General features: G+C 67.6%; 17 protein-coding genes and 1 tRNA gene. 8 read left to right on the top strand and 10 right to left on the bottom strand.

Annotated features, from left to right (window positions below; all coding sequences use genetic code 11):
- Nucleotides 1–97: 97 nt before the first annotated feature.
- On the bottom strand, nt 98–1,453 hold the full coding sequence (locus tag AC0VYN_RS01145; protein ID WP_475534394.1) for a hypothetical protein: 1,356 nt from the start codon (nt 1,451–1,453) through the stop codon (nt 98–100).
- Nucleotides 1,454–1,751: 298 nt separating this feature from the next.
- Here AC0VYN_RS01145 and AC0VYN_RS01150 point away from each other — a divergent pair, with 298 nt between their 5' ends.
- On the top strand, nt 1,752–2,453 hold the full coding sequence (locus AC0VYN_RS01150) for a hypothetical protein (protein WP_475534395.1): 702 nt from the start codon (nt 1,752–1,754) through the stop codon (nt 2,451–2,453).
- Between the two features lie 51 nt (nt 2,454–2,504).
- Nucleotides 2,505–3,068 carry an HD domain-containing protein gene (locus tag AC0VYN_RS01155; protein ID WP_475534396.1) on the top strand — a complete coding sequence of 188 codons (564 nt, stop codon included), beginning with the start codon at nt 2,505–2,507 and terminating at the stop codon, nt 3,066–3,068.
- Here the strand turns inward: AC0VYN_RS01155 and AC0VYN_RS01160 are convergent.
- Both AC0VYN_RS01160 and AC0VYN_RS01165 read right to left on the bottom strand, forming a co-directional pair.
- On the bottom strand, nt 3,056–3,523 hold the full coding sequence (locus tag AC0VYN_RS01160) for an NUDIX hydrolase (RefSeq protein ID WP_475534397.1): 468 nt from the start codon (nt 3,521–3,523) through the stop codon (nt 3,056–3,058). The two genes, AC0VYN_RS01155 and AC0VYN_RS01160, sit on opposite strands and share 13 nt — an antisense overlap.
- Nucleotides 3,510–4,283 (bottom strand): XRE family transcriptional regulator, encoded by a 774-nt coding sequence (locus AC0VYN_RS01165; RefSeq protein WP_475534398.1) that lies wholly within the window; start codon nt 4,281–4,283, stop codon nt 3,510–3,512. Before AC0VYN_RS01165 ends, AC0VYN_RS01160 begins: the two co-directional genes overlap by 14 nt.
- 98 nt (nt 4,284–4,381) lie before the next feature.
- On the opposite strand from AC0VYN_RS01165, the gene AC0VYN_RS01170 reads away from it, so the two are divergent.
- The 5 genes from AC0VYN_RS01170 (at nt 4,382) to AC0VYN_RS01190 (ending at nt 7,896) form a co-directional block, all read left to right on the top strand.
- Complete coding sequence (locus AC0VYN_RS01170) at nt 4,382–5,107, top strand: HAD family hydrolase (protein ID WP_475534399.1); 726 nt, start codon at nt 4,382–4,384, stop codon at nt 5,105–5,107.
- Nucleotides 5,108–5,179: 72 nt separating this feature from the next.
- Nucleotides 5,180–6,082 carry a radical SAM protein gene (locus AC0VYN_RS01175; protein WP_475534400.1) on the top strand — a complete coding sequence of 301 codons (903 nt, stop codon included), beginning with the start codon at nt 5,180–5,182 and terminating at the stop codon, nt 6,080–6,082.
- Nucleotides 6,083–6,143: 61 nt separating this feature from the next.
- Nucleotides 6,144–6,716 carry a hypothetical protein gene (locus AC0VYN_RS01180; RefSeq protein WP_475534401.1) on the top strand — a complete coding sequence of 191 codons (573 nt, stop codon included), beginning with the start codon at nt 6,144–6,146 and terminating at the stop codon, nt 6,714–6,716.
- Nucleotides 6,634–7,296 carry a class I SAM-dependent methyltransferase gene (locus tag AC0VYN_RS01185; RefSeq protein WP_475534402.1) on the top strand — a complete coding sequence of 221 codons (663 nt, stop codon included), beginning with the start codon at nt 6,634–6,636 and terminating at the stop codon, nt 7,294–7,296. The genes AC0VYN_RS01180 and AC0VYN_RS01185 overlap by 83 nt, the downstream gene beginning before the upstream one ends.
- 12 nt (nt 7,297–7,308) lie before the next feature.
- Nucleotides 7,309–7,896 carry a class IV adenylate cyclase gene (locus tag AC0VYN_RS01190; RefSeq protein ID WP_475534403.1) on the top strand — a complete coding sequence of 196 codons (588 nt, stop codon included), beginning with the start codon at nt 7,309–7,311 and terminating at the stop codon, nt 7,894–7,896.
- Nucleotides 7,897–8,432: 536 nt separating this feature from the next.
- Here the strand turns inward: AC0VYN_RS01190 and AC0VYN_RS01195 are convergent.
- The 6 genes from AC0VYN_RS01195 to AC0VYN_RS01220 form a co-directional block, all read right to left on the bottom strand.
- On the bottom strand, nt 8,433–9,491 hold the full coding sequence (locus AC0VYN_RS01195; RefSeq protein ID WP_475534404.1) for a hypothetical protein: 1,059 nt from the start codon (nt 9,489–9,491) through the stop codon (nt 8,433–8,435).
- Nucleotides 9,492–9,837: 346 nt separating this feature from the next.
- Nucleotides 9,838–10,692: a TRADD-N-associated membrane domain-containing protein gene (locus AC0VYN_RS01200; RefSeq protein ID WP_475534405.1), complete on the bottom strand. Its 855-nt coding sequence runs from the start codon at nt 10,690–10,692 to the stop codon at nt 9,838–9,840.
- Nucleotides 10,693–10,924: 232 nt separating this feature from the next.
- Entirely contained in the window at nt 10,925–11,800 is an 876-nt protein-coding gene (locus AC0VYN_RS01205; protein ID WP_475534406.1) for a hypothetical protein, read from the bottom strand.
- 171 nt (nt 11,801–11,971) lie between these two features.
- Nucleotides 11,972–12,045: transfer RNA gene (locus AC0VYN_RS01210), tRNA-Pro, on the bottom strand.
- Nucleotides 12,046–12,112: 67 nt separating this feature from the next.
- Nucleotides 12,113–12,859, bottom strand: a complete 747-nt coding sequence (locus tag AC0VYN_RS01215; RefSeq protein ID WP_475534407.1) for a Pr6Pr family membrane protein — start codon at nt 12,857–12,859, stop codon at nt 12,113–12,115.
- Between the two features lie 55 nt (nt 12,860–12,914).
- The gene (locus tag AC0VYN_RS01220; protein ID WP_385461495.1) at nt 12,915–13,850 is read right to left on the bottom strand and encodes a metallophosphoesterase; all 936 of its coding nucleotides are present in this window, start codon (nt 13,848–13,850) and stop codon (nt 12,915–12,917) included.
- A gap of 109 nt (nt 13,851–13,959) precedes the next feature.
- Here AC0VYN_RS01220 and AC0VYN_RS01225 point away from each other — a divergent pair, with 109 nt between their 5' ends.
- Complete coding sequence (locus AC0VYN_RS01225; protein ID WP_475534408.1) at nt 13,960–14,424, top strand: GatB/YqeY domain-containing protein; 465 nt, start codon at nt 13,960–13,962, stop codon at nt 14,422–14,424.
- Nucleotides 14,425–14,500: 76 nt separating this feature from the next.
- On the opposite strand, the gene AC0VYN_RS01230 is transcribed toward AC0VYN_RS01225, so the two are convergent.
- Nucleotides 14,501–16,747: a transglycosylase domain-containing protein gene (locus AC0VYN_RS01230; protein ID WP_475534409.1), complete on the bottom strand. Its 2,247-nt coding sequence runs from the start codon at nt 16,745–16,747 to the stop codon at nt 14,501–14,503.
- Nucleotides 16,748–16,834 lie beyond the last annotated feature (87 nt).

Consider the following 16,834-nt stretch of genomic DNA (forward strand, 5'->3'; position numbering starts at 1 on the left):
AGCTGCACCGACTCTCTTCGCCAGCGTATGGGCGGCTATGTGCACCTCCGCCCGGCAGGGCGCTGGCGCGGGTCTGGAGCTCTTACGGGCTTCAGGGTCACTCGTCCCGGAGGCGGATAGCCAGGACTGTCCCGTCGGCTCGGACCGACACCGTATTCCAGTACTTCGACGTGCTGCGCGGCGGCCACTGTCCTCGCAGGTCGTGTACCCGGCGACGGTACTCGTTGACGTGTCCGCGGTGGAGATGCGTGTAGAGGCTTTTCTCCAGGCCGGAGAAGGCTTCTACCCGGGTGCCGTTGAGGCGGTAGATGTGATCGGTGCCGACGAAGTCGATGTCGTGAATGTGGTGCTCCGCGTCTCGCAGCCTGGCCGTGCTGGCATGGGTGTCGTGCTGGAAGTGCCGTCGCCCTTGTTCCTTGGTCAGGTACTGGGCGGTGGGTTTGCCACCGCCGGTGAAGGCGGTGAGTGTGGCTGCTTCCGTCCGGGCCAGCACGATGCTGAACCATGCGAAGGACTCGGGCTGTACCTGGAACCCGGGAATGGTTGCCCTGTCGCCGTTGGTGGGCAGTACGACATCGGGCATGAACTCTTCCTGCGTGAGTGCGAGGTCGAGGTCGATTCCCGGTTTTCCGCCGGGCGGGCGGAGCAGAGTTGTGCCCGGTGCTTCCAGAACATGCAGGGCGAGACTCTCCTTGGCTGGGATCTCGGTACCTATGAGGAGGTAGGGGACAGTGCCGTAGGGGCCGATGTGGACTGACTCCACGTGGGCACTGGCGGTGCTGAGTTGTTTGTACACCTGGTGGACGCTGCTGTGCGTCCCCTTCGAGGACATCAGGAAGATCTTGGACGGCTGTCCGGGTTGCCAGGCTTCGACGAAGAAGTGGGGGCGTCGCTGCAACGGTTCCGGGCGAGGCCCGGTGCCGGAGCTGCGCAGTGTCCAGCCGGCTTTGAGGGCGATGTCCGCCGGTATCACGGAGACCGAGTGGTCGGGGTATCGGGATCTGACTATGTGCTCGGCCAGCAGCGAGGCGAAGCCGGTGCCGATCTCTCCGGACTGCGTGGCCTTGTAGAAGCGCAGGAGGTCGCGTCCCTCGGACGACAACTGCAGGAATCGCCCCCTGTTCGCCTCGAGTGCCTGGCTGTAGCGCAAGCTGCCCCAGTGCTCGGCGAGTCCTCGGCCGGCTCCCTGACGGGCCGCGGCAGCGCCAAGGCCGATGGCGTGCAGGACTTGCCAAGGGGTGAGTGACAGGGATCGCGGCGCTTTCTGGACGGCTCTGTAGTCGGTGCGCCTGCGCAGCGGGCCCCGCCCGTCCTCCGCACGCTTCTTGTCTTCGTCTGAAGCCGCCTTGTTGACCTCGGCAGCGAGTTCGTGAGACGAGCGGACCTGAATGCTGGAGGTGATGCTCAGTTCGTCCAAGATCTCGGTGACGGTTTTGGTTCCGTCATCGTTCACCGGCGCCCCCTCTGTCGATGCCGTGTGGTGTGAGCCGTTGGACGCTAGGAAAGTGCCGGGGAGCGCAACAAGTACGCACTAGGGGCGCACGAACGGATTCGGCCACGTCCTTCGGCTCAGTGCCATGCATCACCCGCAAGGCACAGGTGCGGTCGGCGCGTGAGGCCAGCGCCTGTCCCTTATCCAGATGTCCGAGCGAACGAAATCGGTCATTAGGTGAACGGCATCCCGCTCGTAGTGCGGCGTGGATAGGGTTGATCGCGCTAGGTAATCGATAGATCCTCGGACGGATGCCGAAGTGACAGTACCCAACCCTTTCGCGCCGCCGCCGGAGAACGCGAACCGGTCGGCGTGGTCCCCGCTGGACGAGTATCTGTGGCACACGTGCGACATCCTCGCCGACCTGCTCGAAGGCCGCCTGGCTGACCGCCCCCTGGTCGCCACAACCGCAAGACTGGACCAAGGGGACCGTGCGCTTGCCGTGGGCCCCGGTCAGCGCTCGACTTGGCGAGCCCTGGGAGACGGTCGTTACCAGCACAGCAGTGTGGTCGCCGTCGGCAGTCCCGCACTTGTCATCGGGAGTCTGGTGGGCTCAGCGTTGGGCAACTCCACGCGGCGCCGGCAGGCTGCGCGTGACGCGCAGCCACGGTGGGTGGTGGACGGATCAGGTGCGGTGACGCTCACGCCACGGAGGCTGCATTTCGCGAACTCGACGTGCGAACTCGACCTCGACTGGGAGGCGCTGAGCGCAATCGAACTCGTCGCTCCGGACACCTTCCAAACGAGCTTTATCAGCACGCGCGGCCAGCAGGTGATGACGCGCGTGCACACGCCATGGGCATCGCTCGCTTTCGTCGTTGCCGCGATCACGGCGTTTCCCGCACACCCGCGCTTGCTGAGCCGCGGCTGGCTACCGTCGGACTTCGAGCAGAGATGCGCCCTCTTGGGCCGGCCCTGTCGTCCGGCGGCTCAGCTCACTGCCGAGCGACGGGCTCACTGAGGCGGGACGGGGACCAATGCGACTGGCAGATGGCGGGGGAGGTAGGGGGCCATGGACGAAGAAATGGTGGGCTGGAGTAGGCGAGTCGCGGTGGCTGAACTCGGGAATGTGCTCCCACGACGGTGGGCGCACAGCTGTGGAGTCGCAGCCAGGGCGGCCGAGGTTGGCCTGATCTTGGGCGAGGGCGCTGACCTGCTGATCTCGGCCGCCATCCTGCATGACGTGGGATATGCGCCTCGCTTGGCGACCACCGGGTTCCATCCGCTCGATGGCGCACGCTTCCTACGGGACGAGCACGGTGTCGATGAGAGGCTGGCCCGTCTGGTGGCGAACCACTCGTTCGCGCTGCTGGAGGCGGAAGAACGAGGGCTGCGGGAAGAGTTGGCGAGGGAGTTCCCGTTGTTGGACGATTCGCTGTTGGTGGACGCCCTCGTGTACTGCGACATGACGACGACGCCCGACGGCGGCCGGACGATCGCGCGGGAACGGGTCGCGGAGATCGTCAACCGTTATGGCGCGGACAGCGTGGTCGGTCGGTTCATCCGGCGGGCGGCGCCGGAGATCTTCTTTTCCGTCGAGCGGACCGAGGCCGCCCTGGCAGCTCAGCCCAAGTGAGGGTAGGTGCCGGCGAGGTAGTCGCCGATCTGCTGGCGCATGCTCGGGTGGATGTCGTACTGGTCCAGGTCTGCGGGTTGGACGAAGCGGACGCCGTCGGCCTCGTCGTTGATTGTGGGCTCGCCGCCGACAGGGCGGCCGATGTAGGTGTTCTCGTACTGCTGGCGGATCTCGCCGTCGGTGTAGGCGACGATGTGGTTCGGGTTGGTGTAGACGCCGAGGAAGCCGGTGATCTCCGCGATGATGCCGGTCTCTTCCAGGCATTCGCGGACCGCGCACTGGGCCGCGGTCTCGCCGATGTCCTGGGCTCCGCCGGGGAGTGCCCACTGTCCGGTGTCGCGGCGGCGCTGGAGGAGGATGGCACCCGTCTCGTCGGCGACGAGCAGGTTGCTGGCCGGGATGAGGGTGTTCGCCTTCGGCGCGGCCGGGTCGTTGTAGTACTCAGTCCTGCCCATGGTCGGCGGTCCTCTCCTGGTCGGGTGCCCATGGCCGTGCGGCGGTCCAGACGGCGTCGAAGCTCTGAGCGTAGTTGTCGAACCACCCCATGCCGTCGGCTCTCCTGAGGTGGAGGAGGGGGTTGGCGCTGGCTGGCTGCCCCCAGATGTGGGGATTGACGAGGAGGTCGTCGTCGTAGCGGAACATGGACGTGTAGAGCGTGGTGTCGTGCAGACGCACCGTGCACCCGGCCTCGCCCAGCAGGGGGCGGTAGTACGTCAGCGAGGCGCGGATCTTGGCGGCGAGTGTGTCGCCGATTCCCTCTTCGCGGCCCCGGACGGCGACCGCCTGTCCGTCGGGGTCACCGAAGCACAGACGAGCCCGGACGCCCTCGGCGGCGCGTTCGGAGAGCATCTTGGCGACGTGCGGGTTGGACTGTGCGAAGAACGTGCCGGAGAAGACGAGGACGCTGATCTCCTGCCGGGCCTCCCGCAGCAGCGAGAGCCATACGTCCCGCGGCACGCTGGCTCGGTTCTGGTAGGTGCCGACCAGTTCGGTGCCTAATCCGTCGCGGGGTGGACCGGGCCGCTTGGAGGGCGTCGGCCAGAGGAAGGTCTCCTCCACGCGCAGATGACCGGCCACGCGAAAGCGATGCCGCGCGTGAGGAACCCGCCCTCCCAGCCACCGGCTCACTGTCTTGGGGTCGACCTCGCAGATCTCCGCGAGCGCATCGGGTGAGACCCCTCGTTGGGCGAGCACGGTATGCAGTCGGTCGTTCACAGAAACCATGCAAGCGGTGCGACGCGTGATCGCGCAAGGACGTTGTGGGACGTTGTCGCGGAATCACAGTGTCACCGGCTGCTGCTTACGCTGGCGTCATGGAGCTCATCGTCCTGTGGGACATCGACCACACCCTCATCGAGAACGCGGGGGTGAGCAAGGAGATCTACGCCGCCGCCTTCTCGGCGCTGACGGGGCGCGAGCCTACGGAGCCAGCACGCACCGAGGGCCGTACGGATCGACTGATCATGCGCGACATGTTCGTTCGGGAGGGGCTGTCCGTGCCCGACTGGCCCGGCATCGAGGCCGCCCTCGTACAGGCAGGGAGCGAACGCCGGGACGCGCTGCGCTCGCGCGGATGGGCCTTGCCAGGAGCCCATGAAGCATTGAAGGCCGCCTCGGCACGGAGCGGCTGGGTCTCCTCAGTCCTGACCGGCAACATCGAGGCCAACGCCCGTGTGAAGCTCTCCGCGTTCGGCCTCGACTCCCTGCTGGACCTGCCGGTGGGCGCCTACGGAGCGGACGCCGATCTCCGTCCCGACCTGGTCGCGGTCGCCCGCGAGCGAGTGCAGCGGCTGCGTGGCGTCCGGACCGACACGCCCATCGTCCTGGTCGGGGACACCCCTCGCGATGTGGAGGCTGCTCTGGCCACGGGGTGCGGGATCGTCGCCGTCGCCTCCGGTCTGCACGATCGCGCGGAACTCGCAGCGGCCGGCGCCCCAGAGGTCCTTCCGGATCTGGCAGACGCCAAGCGCCTTCTAAGCGTCCTGGAGTCGCTCGCAGGTGACGAAAAACGTCCCAGGACGTCCTCGGGCCGTCCCTGAACGCGGTGACGAGGTCCCCGGGTAGACAGCCACGATCGGGTTCCCGAAAGGCAGCCAGCCGAAGGAGCCCAAGTGATCAGGGAAATCACCGGGATCAGGAAGATCCGGATGCTGTACCTGCAGCTGCTCTACCGCTGCAACTTCACGTGCCTGCACTGCTTCCACGGCAAGCGGCTTCAGTACGCGGACGCCTTCACCGTCGACGAAGCCAGTCGCCTCCTCACTCTGATGCGAGACGAGTACGGCACGGAGGAAGTCACCCTGCTCGGCGGGGAGCCCTTCCTTCACCGGGACCTTCCAGAGGTCGTCCGCCACGCCAAGGAGAAACTGGGCCAGCGCGTCGAGATCTGCACCAACGGGTACCGGATCCAGCGACGCCTGACGGAGATCGCGCCGCACCTGGACCTCCTCCGGGTGTCCCTGGAGGGCGTCGGATCGACCAACGACGGCATCCGCAGGCATGGCAGCTACCAGAGCGCCCTCAACGCACTGAGCCTCGCGCGGGGCCTCGGAGTTCCGACCGGTGCGACCATGACCGTGACCTCACGGAACATCAGTGAGGTACTCCCCCTCGCCGGCATCCTGGCCCGACTCGGGGTCCAGCAACTCAAGCTCCACCACCTGCGGCCGGTAGGCAATGCCGCCGACCACCCCGAGCTGCTGGTCACCGAGCCTGCCGCCTACGGCCGGCTCCGCGAAGAGCTCGCGGCGGCCGACCTGCCCCTGGAGGTGATCGTCGACGAGGACCTCTCCGAGCACGGCGCCCCGCAGCTCTGCGCCCCGGCGGGGGGAGCCCGCGAGATCGACCGGATTGAGGCCGACCCGCGTGGTGCCCTGACCATGTCCTGCAAGGCCGTGGGCAAGGACTCCCACGCCTTCTGGTACGAGAAGAGCGCTGGCCGCATCGTCCACCAGCCCTCGGCCACGGACGAGCTCACGCTCGCGGTGCCGGACGTGGTGTACGCCCGTGCCTGACCACCCGCGATTCGAGAGCCTGGAAGGCTTACGGGGCACCGGCAAGTCGACCATCGCCCCGATGCTCGCCGCCGCCCGCCAAGCCGTCCTCGTCCCCACCGTGCCCGCCCTGTACCAGCCCCTTAGGGCAGCCGTGGACCAGCGGACCAACGTCGACGCGCGAATGTGCCTCTACCTCTCCGCGCTGTTCACCGCGGCCGAGGAAATCCAGAGCCACCTCGACGCCGGCGTCCCCGTGGTCGTCGAGAGCTACTTCGCCCGGTGCCTCGCCACCCACCAGGCCATGGGGGCTCGGCTCGGCGTCACGCTGCCGCACCGGCTCCCGACACCCGTCACGTACTACCTCGTCTGCGGCGACGACGAACGCCGCCGTCGCCTGGCCGCCCGGGACAAGCCAACGACGCAGTGGGACGCACTGATCGAAACCGTCCCGGACCAGGTCACCGACGCTTACGCCTCGTTCCCGATGCGTCGCGTCGACACCACGGGGCGCAGCCCCGAAGAGGTCCTCCGTGTGATCACAGAAACCGACAGGCAAGGAGCGAACTCCCATGCAGACCCAGAGCCTGTGGGAGCACACCCTCACCTTCTTCCCCCAGTTCCTCGGCACACTGCGCGAGCGAGTCGCCCCTGACGCCACCGTCGCGGTCGTCGGCGCGAGCGACGGCAAGTTCGTCCTGCCGCTGGCCGCCGCCGGCTACCACGTGGTCGCCATCGAACGCGACGCGCTCGCCCTGCACGGAGGCGAGGTACGCCTTCCGGGTGACAGCGAGGCCCACGCGATGGGCCTGATCGACCGGCTGAAGCTCGAAGAACTCCATTCCCGTGTCCACGTGGTTGAGGACGACTTCCTCGAGGGCAAGCCCCTGGGCGTGCAGTGCGAGGCAATCTGGACGAGCTGCTCGTGGCACTACAGTGCCAACCACCACCGCCCGCTCGCCGAGTTCGTCGACCGTATGCAACGCCTGGTCCGTCCGGGCGGTGTGTTCGGTGCGGAGTTCATGATGCCCGTCGAAAGACGCCACCACATGACCGAGCACTACACCTCCCCCGAGCGCCTGCTCCCTCACTTCATCGGTGACTGGGAAATCCTGCTCACCCTGCGCACGAACGAGTTCACGGAACGGGCCCACGTCGGCCAGCCTGTCGACCACACCCACCGCATGGGCCTGCTCATGGCAGCCCGAACGTCCCCCTTCACCGACCACTTCTGAGAGAAGGACCCCATGGATCACGAGTACGAGGCGAAGTTCCTGGCCGTCGACGCCGCCGGCCTCCAGGCCAAGCTGACCGCCCTCGGAGCCGTCCAGGCGTTCCCCCGCACCCTCCTCACCCGCAAGATCTTCGAGAACGACTCCCTCGACGGCGGGGCCTGGGTCCGCCTTCGGGACGAAGGCACCCGGTCGACCCTCACGCTCAAGCAGGTCACCGACGCCACCACGATCGACGGCACCAAGGAGATCGAGACCGAGGTGTCCGACCTGCACGCCATGGCCGACATCCTGCGCCGGGTCGGCCTCACCGAAGTGCGCTACCAGGAGAACTACCGTGAGGAGTGGCGCCTGGGCGAGGTCGCCTTCGACTTCGACACCTGGCCCGACCTCCCCACCTTCCTGGAGATCGAGGGGCCCGACGAGGCATCTGTCCGGCAGGCCGCCGCGCTGCTGGACCTCGACTACTCCGAAGCCCGATTCGGAAGCGTCGACGAGATCTACAAGAGCGAGGCCGGCCGCGACATCCTCGCCGAGCCCACCCTCCTGTTCTCCGACGCCGAGAAGCAGGAGGACGCTTCCGCGGCGGTCCGAAGCCACTGACCAGGGAAGCGGACGCACCATGCTCACGGAAGCCGCATTGCGGCACAGAGTGATCCCCAGTATCGCCGAGTTCGCACGCGGTGGACTGCCTGCCCCAGCGGCCACGGACGACGGCAACGAGTGGGTCGACGGGCCCTGCTGGCTCTACTGCGGACAGCGGTGGACTTGCGTTCTGTGGATCGGCCCCGCCCGTGTCGCGGGCGCCCAGGCGCCGATGTACGCGTGCGGACCCTGCATCCGAGCGCTTCAGGAGAGGATCTGGCAGTCTCTCCTCAGCCGGGACGAACCGACTAGCTCTGCGAGGCTGAGCGGTGCCTCCGCAGCCGGACCACCCGCCGCCCGGCGCGCTGGCAGGCACCGGAGCCAGCGCAGATTCCCCCGCCGCGGTTAAGTCCCCGCCCTGGTCATGGAAGTGCCTGCCGTCCCCCGCGGTATGAGCCCCGTGACCAGGGTGGGTCTCTGGGTATGCCTGCCACTGCTGAAGCGGGCTGCCGTGAGATGCCACGGCCCTTGGCAAGCTTCTGAGGATGGAACCGTCAACAGTTGCGGCGCGTCCACTGCGCGGCCCGAACTGTTCCCTCTTGGATGTCCTGCCGGGGCAGTTGGAGATCGAAGGCGTCCTCCAAGGCGTGAAAGTACAGCTCGAAGTCGCTGGTGAGTTCGGGGTGGTGCAATTCGGCGCGGCGTATGGCCTGGTTGAGAAAGTCGAGCTGACCGCCTCGGAAGTAGGGGGTGCAGCCTCGGTCGTACCAGATCAGCTCCAGGACGCCCCAGTCGTCGTCGATACGGTGGCCGTCGCGTATGTAGTCGAAGGTGTAGATGGCCTTCGCGGAGGTGGCGTTCAGGTGCACCGCCTCGGTGACACCGAGTCGGGCGAGGGCCTCAAGATCGGGCCCGCAGCCGGGTGTCTCGTGGTACATCAGGAACGCCCAGTCGCCGGCCTGCCCGTAGCAGCAGGTTTCCCAGACGATGTCCCAGTAGTCGAAGGTCCCGCCGTCCATGCTGCGTAGATCCGCAAGGCGGGTCCCGGCGGCGATCTGTGCGGGGTCGGCTCCGTGGAGCAGGGCGATCTGTTCGGCGCTGGTGCTTTCGCCGCGGAAGAAGGCAAGGTGGGTGTAGGGGTCCTGCTCGCGCCAGCTGCTAGCGATCCAGGCGAGGCGCTCCAGTGGATCGCGTCCGCATGCGGCGGAGGGCTGCGAACCGTCCATGCCGCCGTTGCGGAATCGGCTGCCCCAGGCGGGGTCGATTCGGTCCAGCAGCTCGGCCTGCCCGGAGACGAGATTGGCCACTGGGCCGCGGCCCGGGGACCGTGCCGCGATGTGCTCGGCGAGCTTGCGGACCGCGTCCTCGGCGGCGAAGTACAGCACCTGATCCAGATCCTGAGTGGCGAAGACCTCCCGGTAAGGGCCGATGTGGCCGCGCACCGTGCCGTCGTCGTCCAGGACCAGGAAGAGACGACCGTGCGACTCACCCATGTGCTGCTCGTACTGGGCGGGTGAGGTACCGATGGGCGGGAGCATCGCGTCGTCGAGCACGTCAGAGTCCGCGGACACCTGGTGCCAGGCCCGCTTGAGTGTGTACGCCGAAAGCTGCATGGGCGTCAGTATGCGACTGGACGCTGACATGGCTGGTTGATCTGCAACGACTCGGCTGGATGGCCAAGAGCAGCGCCGCCTGGGGTCGGTGTCGAACGCGTCTCAGTCGGATGTCAGAGCGACCGGCTTCGTTGTCCGAGGACAGTTCGTGACAGCGAAGTTAGTCGTACACAACGTGCTGACCTGGGGCGACTGACTTGGATGTCAACTGTGGAACGACAGCGGATGTCAGAGGTGTTGACGACAGCTGTGCCAGTAGGTGCCGCTGAGGCCAGTAGAGGAGGGTTGAGCTTGGGGATCCGGGGCGCCAAAGTGGCGTCCCGGCATGTGCGCGCAGCGCGACGGGTCACTCGGGCACGCTTGTTGTGAGGCCGGAGGCGGCGAGCGAAAGCGCCGGTAGTCCGCGGCTGCTGAACGATAGCCAGGCCACCGGTACAGCGGCCCGTCCAACCTGCCGTGACCCACACGAGTCACCACGATCTGGCGGGCGCTTCACTTCTCGGTCGGTCCCAGTCAACCGCATCTCCGACCTCAAGCAGCTGCGCCAGTCAGCCGGTGGAACCGCCGGCTCGATCTCCTTGGGCTGCTCTCCCGGCAACAGACGATCAATCATGGTCTCGGGCTTGGCGTCCATGCCCAACGCCTTGATCGCCGCTGCAGTGTTGAGAGCATCCTTTTGTTTCGAGTCCACGACGCGGTCGATGAAGTTAGTCGCGACTTCGAGCTTGTGATCGATATCGATCTTCCTTTCGTTGTCCTCGGCCGCCTTGGTGAGGTTGGCCATAGTGCGCTTCGAGTGCACCGCCAACGCGCCACCGCCGGTGGTAATCAGCGCACCGGTAAGGGCTGTCACGTATGGCAGGTAGCTGAGGTCGGGGTTCCCCGCGTGAACCAGGGCCAGCACGCCGCCCGCAAGAATGATCAGCGCGCCACCGGTCATGAACCACACGCTCAGTCGGAACGTCCACTCGGCTTGCTTCAGCGTGTGGTTCAGAAAGTCGAAGTGGAACTTCTGCCGCTGCTCAGGAAGGCTTACATCGCGTCCGGCCTGGTAGACACGACCGGCGGAGTGTGAGTCTCCGCTGATGATGACGTTGCTGACGCCGCCGTATTGCACGACACCGCTGTTCGCGATGCCACCCTCCGCAGGAACCGCATCCCCCGTTTCAGGGGGTCCGCCATCGCCAGATTTGTTCGCCACCCTCGGGCCCCCGTTCGCTGCACCTGACGCAACACCAACTGCATCCAGCATAAGAGCGAGTGCCCTCTCGGGCAGCGGGGAACTCGACAAGGGGGGTGGCCACTTCGGGCACGTTGTGGAAGCTGGCCAACCGCTTCAGACCATTGCGCTCGGCCGTACAGTCGCTGGCCGTGTCGACAATCACCAGCGTCGCTGACGAACGTGCCCAATCCCTGCTCGGTTCACTATGCGCCTACAGCCAGGAGATCGTCTGTTCTTCCTCGCACGGCGTGCCTGACTCAGTCCATCGGTGCACGATCGTCCCCTGACGAGAGGTCCCCATATCGAGAGCGAGGAGGAAATCAACGAAAGATTTGGACGGGATGCGGTCGGCTGTCAGTTCGTCGAATACGTGCGGGTTGTGGCCCTCGCCGACGGGCCTCATCTCCAAGACGACGTTCTCAGCAGCGATGTCACCCAGATTCTCCACGCGCAGTCGCTCCCTCACACGCCGCATCCTGACCCGCCCTTTGCTGTCCTGCTTGGGTTCTGTGTCCCACTGGAAGCTTGAGCGGAGGAGCGCCCCCGTCTGTGGGCTTTCTGATCTGTCACTCTCTGAGGTGCCAGCCGCATACGCATCGTGCTCCAGGCATGTCCGCACCTTTGCCTTGAGATCATCCGCAGATGCGTAGCTGCCAGTGAGGCCGTACTCCTGGAGCTCCTTGCGGAACGAGTTCAGAGCAGCGAGCTGTTCCGGATCGTGGTCGCGTGGGATCGGCGCGTCGGAGAAGAAGACGTGAACGGCCGCACCGCGATCACGGGCTCTGAGGATCTCTTCGGCCGTACCGGAGACCGCGCGCTTCGTCGCCTGGCCGAGCCGGCTGTTGAACACCGCGATGACGATGTCTGCCTCGTCGGCGAACTGTGCGTTGATCACCTCCTGCGCGTCGCCCTGCCCGACCAGCGGTACTGCCCCCAGTTCCCATCGAAGAGGAAGGAGGTGGACCTTGCGCCGCATTGTGTGGTCGCTGTTCCAACTGCGGATGGAGTCCTCCACCACATCGCGATCAGGAGCGGTGTCGCCCGGGGAAGCGATGAGGACGCTCAGCGTCAGGGTCTGGATGGCCATGGCAGCAGGCTAACCACAGCCACCGACAGGCCATCCCGGACAGCGAATCTCCATGGCTTGGGGAGCCGGATCACCGAGTCGGCTCCCAAACGGCTCCCAAGACAGCCCGGGAAGCCATTCAGGGGCCTGATCCGATGTCTCGGATCAGGCCCCTGACCTGGTACTTCACTGTCGGGGTGGCGGGATTTGAACCCACGACCTCTTCGTCCCGAACGAAGCGCGCTACCAAGCTGCGCCACACCCCGATTGTCGCTGCTCGTCGCGGCGACGTCGTTTACTTTAGCCCACCCGCGCCCGGACACGAAATCGGGTTTACCAGCGGCGGCGGAGCGGATCCGGGCGGATGTGGTCCAGGGCCACGAGGAGGGTGGCGAGGGCGAGAAGGGCGAGGCCCAGGAGGAGGGCGTTGCCCAGGATGCCCCGGTAGCCGTGCTGGTCGACGTCGAGGAAGGGGTAGAGGTAGCGGTCCTCCGTGCCGGGGATGAGGAGCTCGCCGCGGGCCAGGGAGAAGCCCAGGTAGCCCAGCGGGTAGAGGAGCCACCCGGCGGTCTGGCGCAGGTGCAGGCGCCCGGTGCCGGTGAGCAGGAGCCAGTCCAGGACCGCGGCGACCGGCGCCGCCGTGCACATGATCTGGACGGCGACCGCGTGCCGGCCCGACCCCGCGGCGTCGGCCATGGCGAAGGGGCTGGACGCGTTGGCCAGCAGCAGGTGGTGCACCAGGCCGGCGACGACGGCGTAGAGCAGTGCCGCGCCCGTCACGCCGCCGGACAGGGGGTGCCGGGCGGACCAGGCGCGGCGGGCCGAGGCGAGCATGACCAACGCCAGCAGGACGCTGCTCTGCACCGTGAAGTGGCTCAGGGCCCGCAGGGGCGGTCCGAGGGTCAGTTCGAGTGCCGCGCCGGTCAGCGCCAGCAGCGCGATGAGCAGCCGGAAGACGGCGGCCGGCAGGCGCCGGACCGGGGTCAGGACCGCCCTCGCCGGGACCGGTGAGGGCAGGAGCCTGGGCGGGCGAGGGATCGCGGGCAGGTCCGGGATGTCCCTGGGTATCGGAGCTGTCATGGCCTCACGCTAGAAAGGCCGGACATTCCGGACCATATGGAGTGGTCCGAGTGGGTTACCGCCGCTGCTCGCGCCCCACCAGCGTCAGCAGCGTCGCCTCCGGCGGGCAGGCGAAGCGGACGGGGGTGTAGCGGTTGGTGCCGCAGCCCGCCGACACGTGGAGGAACGCCGTCCGGCCCTCGGCCGTGTGGGTGGACAGGCCCTTCACGCGGTCCGTGTCCAGGTCGCAGTTGGTGACCAGGGCGCCGTAGAAGGGGATGCACAGCTGGCCGCCGTGGGTGTGGCCCGCGAGGATCAGGGGATAGTCGTCCGCCGTGAAGGAGTCGAGGACGCGCAGGTAGGGCGCGTGGACCACGCCCATCGAGAAGTCCGCCGCGCCGGACGGGCCGCCCGCCACCTCCGCGTACCGGTCCCGCTTGATGTGCGGGTCGTCCAGGCCGGTCAGCTCGACCGACACCCCCTCGACCTTGAGCGTGCCGCGCGTGTTCGTCAGGTTCTGCCAGCCCGCGGCGTCGAAACCGTCCCGCAGGTCCTCCCACGGGTTGTGGACGGCGCCGACGGCGGGCGCGTTGCCGTTCAGCCCGTGCCGGCCCTGGGCCTTCTCCAGCAGGTACCGGGCGGGGTTGCGCAGCTTGGGGCCGTAGTAGTCGTTGGAGCCGAAGACGTACGCGCCCGGGAACTCCATCAGCGGGCCCAGCGCGTCCAGCGTCTCCGGGACGCCCTCCGGGTCGGACAGGTTGTCGCCCGTGTTGATCACGAAGTCGGGGCGGAGCCCGGCCAGCGAGCGCAGCCAGCGCTGCTTCTTGCGCTGGCCACCGACCATGTGGATGTCGGAGACCTGGAGCACGCGCAGGGGACGCATCCCGGACGGCAGGACGGGGACGGTCACCCGTCGCAGGCGGAAGGAACGGGCCTCGAAGCCCGCCGCGTAGGCCAGACCGGCGGCGCCGACCGCCGTGATTCCCAGGGGTACTCCGTATCGCGCGCGCATACCTCCATCGTGTCAGAAACAGTGGACGGAGCCGACCGCACGGGGGCCCGCCGGGAGGTCCCCGAAATGAACGGGCGTCCTTCCCGCCGCACCTGCGACAATCGCACCCATGACCACGCTCAAGTCGAAGCTGCACGACGACCTCAACGTTGCGATCAAGGAGCGTGACGAGCTCCGCTCCTCGACGCTCCGGCTGACGCTCGCCGCGATCACCAAGGAGGAGGTCGCGGGGAAGGAGAAGCGGGAGCTCTCCGACGACGAGGTGCAGAAGGTGATCACCCGCGAGGCGAAGAAGCGCCGCGAGGCCGCCGACGCCTTCGCCCAGGGCGGCCGCCCCGAGCAGGCCGAGCGGGAGAAGGCGGAGGGCGAGGTGCTCGCCGCGTACCTGCCCAAGCAGCTCTCCGACGACGAGCTGAACGCGATCGTCGCCCAGGCCGTCGAGGAGGCGAAGGCGGCCGGTGCCGAGGGCCCGCGCGCCATGGGCGCCGTCATGAAGATCGTGAACCCGAAGGTGGCCGGTCAGGCCGAGGGCGGCCGGGTCGCCGCCGCGGTCAAGAAGCTGCTGGCCGGCTGAGCCGGCGCGGTACACACACCGACGGCCCCCTTCCGCACGGGAAGGGGGCCGTCGCCATGAGCGGGGGGCCGGGGTCTCAGTTCCGCCGGCCGCGGCCGTTTCCGCCGTTGCCCTGGCCCTGGAAGAGGTCGCCCCACACGCCACCCGGGAAGCCGGCGTCGCCGCCGCCCTGGTCGCCGTTGTTCCCGTCGTTGCGGCCGCCGCCGTCGCCGTCGCCCTTGTCCTTCTCCTTGTCCTTGTCCTTGCCCTTGTCGGCGTCGGGGATGTCGACCAGGCTGAACTCGGGAGCGGGCTTGCCGTCCAGCGCGCCCGACATCATGTCCCGCCAGATCGGGCCGGGGACCGCGCCGCCGAAGACCTTGTCGTACGGGACGCCGCCGATGGTGATGTCGACCATCTGCCGGTCGTGCTTCGGGTCGCCGACCCACACCGCGCCGGCGAGGTTGGGCGTGTAGCCCACGAACCAGGCCGCGTACCGCTCGTCGGTCGTACCGGTCTTGCCCGCGCTGGCCCGGCTGCCGAGGCCGGCCTGCGTACCCGTACCGTCCTCGACCACGCCCTTCAGCAGCGTGTTGACGGTGTCGGCCGTGGTCTCGGACATGGCGCGCGAGCAGGTGGACTTCGGCACCTCGAGCGACTTGTCCTTGTTGCCGATCCGCTGGGTGATCGACTCGATGGCGACCGGCGTGCAGTACATGCCGCGGGAGGCGAAGGTCGCGTACGCGCTCGCCATGGTCAGCGGGGACACCTCGGTGACGCCGAGGGCGATGGACGGGGTCTGCTCGAGCTTCTTGCCGTTGGCGCGCGCGACGCCCATCTTCTCGGCCATCTGCGTGACCGGGCAGACGCCGATGTCACTGATCATCTGCACGTAGTAGGTGTTGACCGACTTGGCGGTCGCTTCCTTCATGTCGTACGGGCCGACCTCGGTCTCGTTCTCGTTGGTCAGCTCGACGCCCGGCTCGTTCCACGACTTGCCGTCGCAGGCCGCGACCGGCGCTGGGTAGTCCATCTTGTACGGCGAGGAGTACGTCTTCGTCGCCGGCATCCCGCCCTCGAGGGCCGCCGCGGCCACGATCGGCTTGAACGTCGAACCCGGCTGGAAGCCCGCGCCGCCGCCCATGACCTGGTTCACCGAGAGGTTGAGCGTCGTCTCGTGCTGCTTGACGTCGACACCGTACGGACGGGACTGGCCCATCCCGACGATCTTGCCGGTGCCGGGCTCGACGATCGTCGCGGCGGTCGCCACCTCGTCGCCCGAGTTGACGTGGTCCTTGATCGACTGCTGGACCGACTTCTGGGCCTGCGGGTCGAGCGTCGTGCGGATCGTCAGACCGCCCTGGTTCCAGACCTTGGCCCGGGCCTCCTTCGTCTTGCCGAAGACCGGGTCGCTCAGGAACACGGAGCGCACGTAGTCGCAGAAGAAGCTCGCGCCCTTCACGGCCGTGATGCAGCCGTTCTTGGGGCGGCTCACCTTCAGCCCGAGCGGCGCCTTCTGCGCCTTGTCCGCCTCGGCCCGCGAGATGTCGCCGACCTCGGCCATGCGCGTCAGCACCACGTTGCGCCGCTTGACGGCCTCGGCCTCGTCGTTCACCGGGTCGTAGCGGGTGGGCGACTGGACGACGCCGGCCAGGAGGGCGGCCTCCTGGAGGTTGAGGTCCTTGGCGCTCTTGGAGAAGTACCGCTGCGCGGCCGCCTCGACGCCGTAGGCCTGCTGCCCGAAGAACGTGATGTTGAGGTAGTTCTCCAGGATCTTCTTCTTGCCCAGCTCCTCCTCGACCTGGATCGCGAACTTCAGCTCGCGGATCTTGCGGCCGATGGTCTGCTGGGTGGCCTGGGCGACCTTCGTCGGGTCGTCACCGGCCTCCTCGACGAAGACGTTCTTCACGTACTGCTGCGTGAGCGTGGACGCGCCCTCGGAGACCCCGCCGCTGCGGGCGTTGTTGTTGAGCGCGCGCAGCACGCCCTTCAGGTCCACCGCGCCGTGCTGGTAGAAGCGCGAGTCCTCGATGGCGACGATCGCCTTCTGCATGTACGGCGAGATGTCCTTCAGGCCGACCACCGTGCGGTCGCGCGAGTAGACGGACGCGATGGTGCCGCCCTGGGAGTCGAGGATGGTGGTGCGCTGGCTGAGCGGCGGCGTCTTCAGGTTGGCCGGGAGTTCGTCGAAACTCTCCACCGAACCTTTGGCGGCCAGCCCCAGCGCGCCCACGGCCGGCAACGCGATGCCGGCCAGGACGGCTCCCGCGAGCACACTGACACCGAGGAACTTGGCGGCCTGCTGCGTTGGCGACAGACCACCGCCCGAGCGCTTCTTTGGCATGGAGGCAGCCTACGTTCTCATTCGCCGGACACGCGTAAATGCCTTGGCCTAAGCTGCACCCAACTGTCACAGCGGTGAGGCCACGTA

This window comes from Streptomyces sp. 63XJN7_1_ISO-PGPR-S23-121 (genome assembly GCF_056173025.1).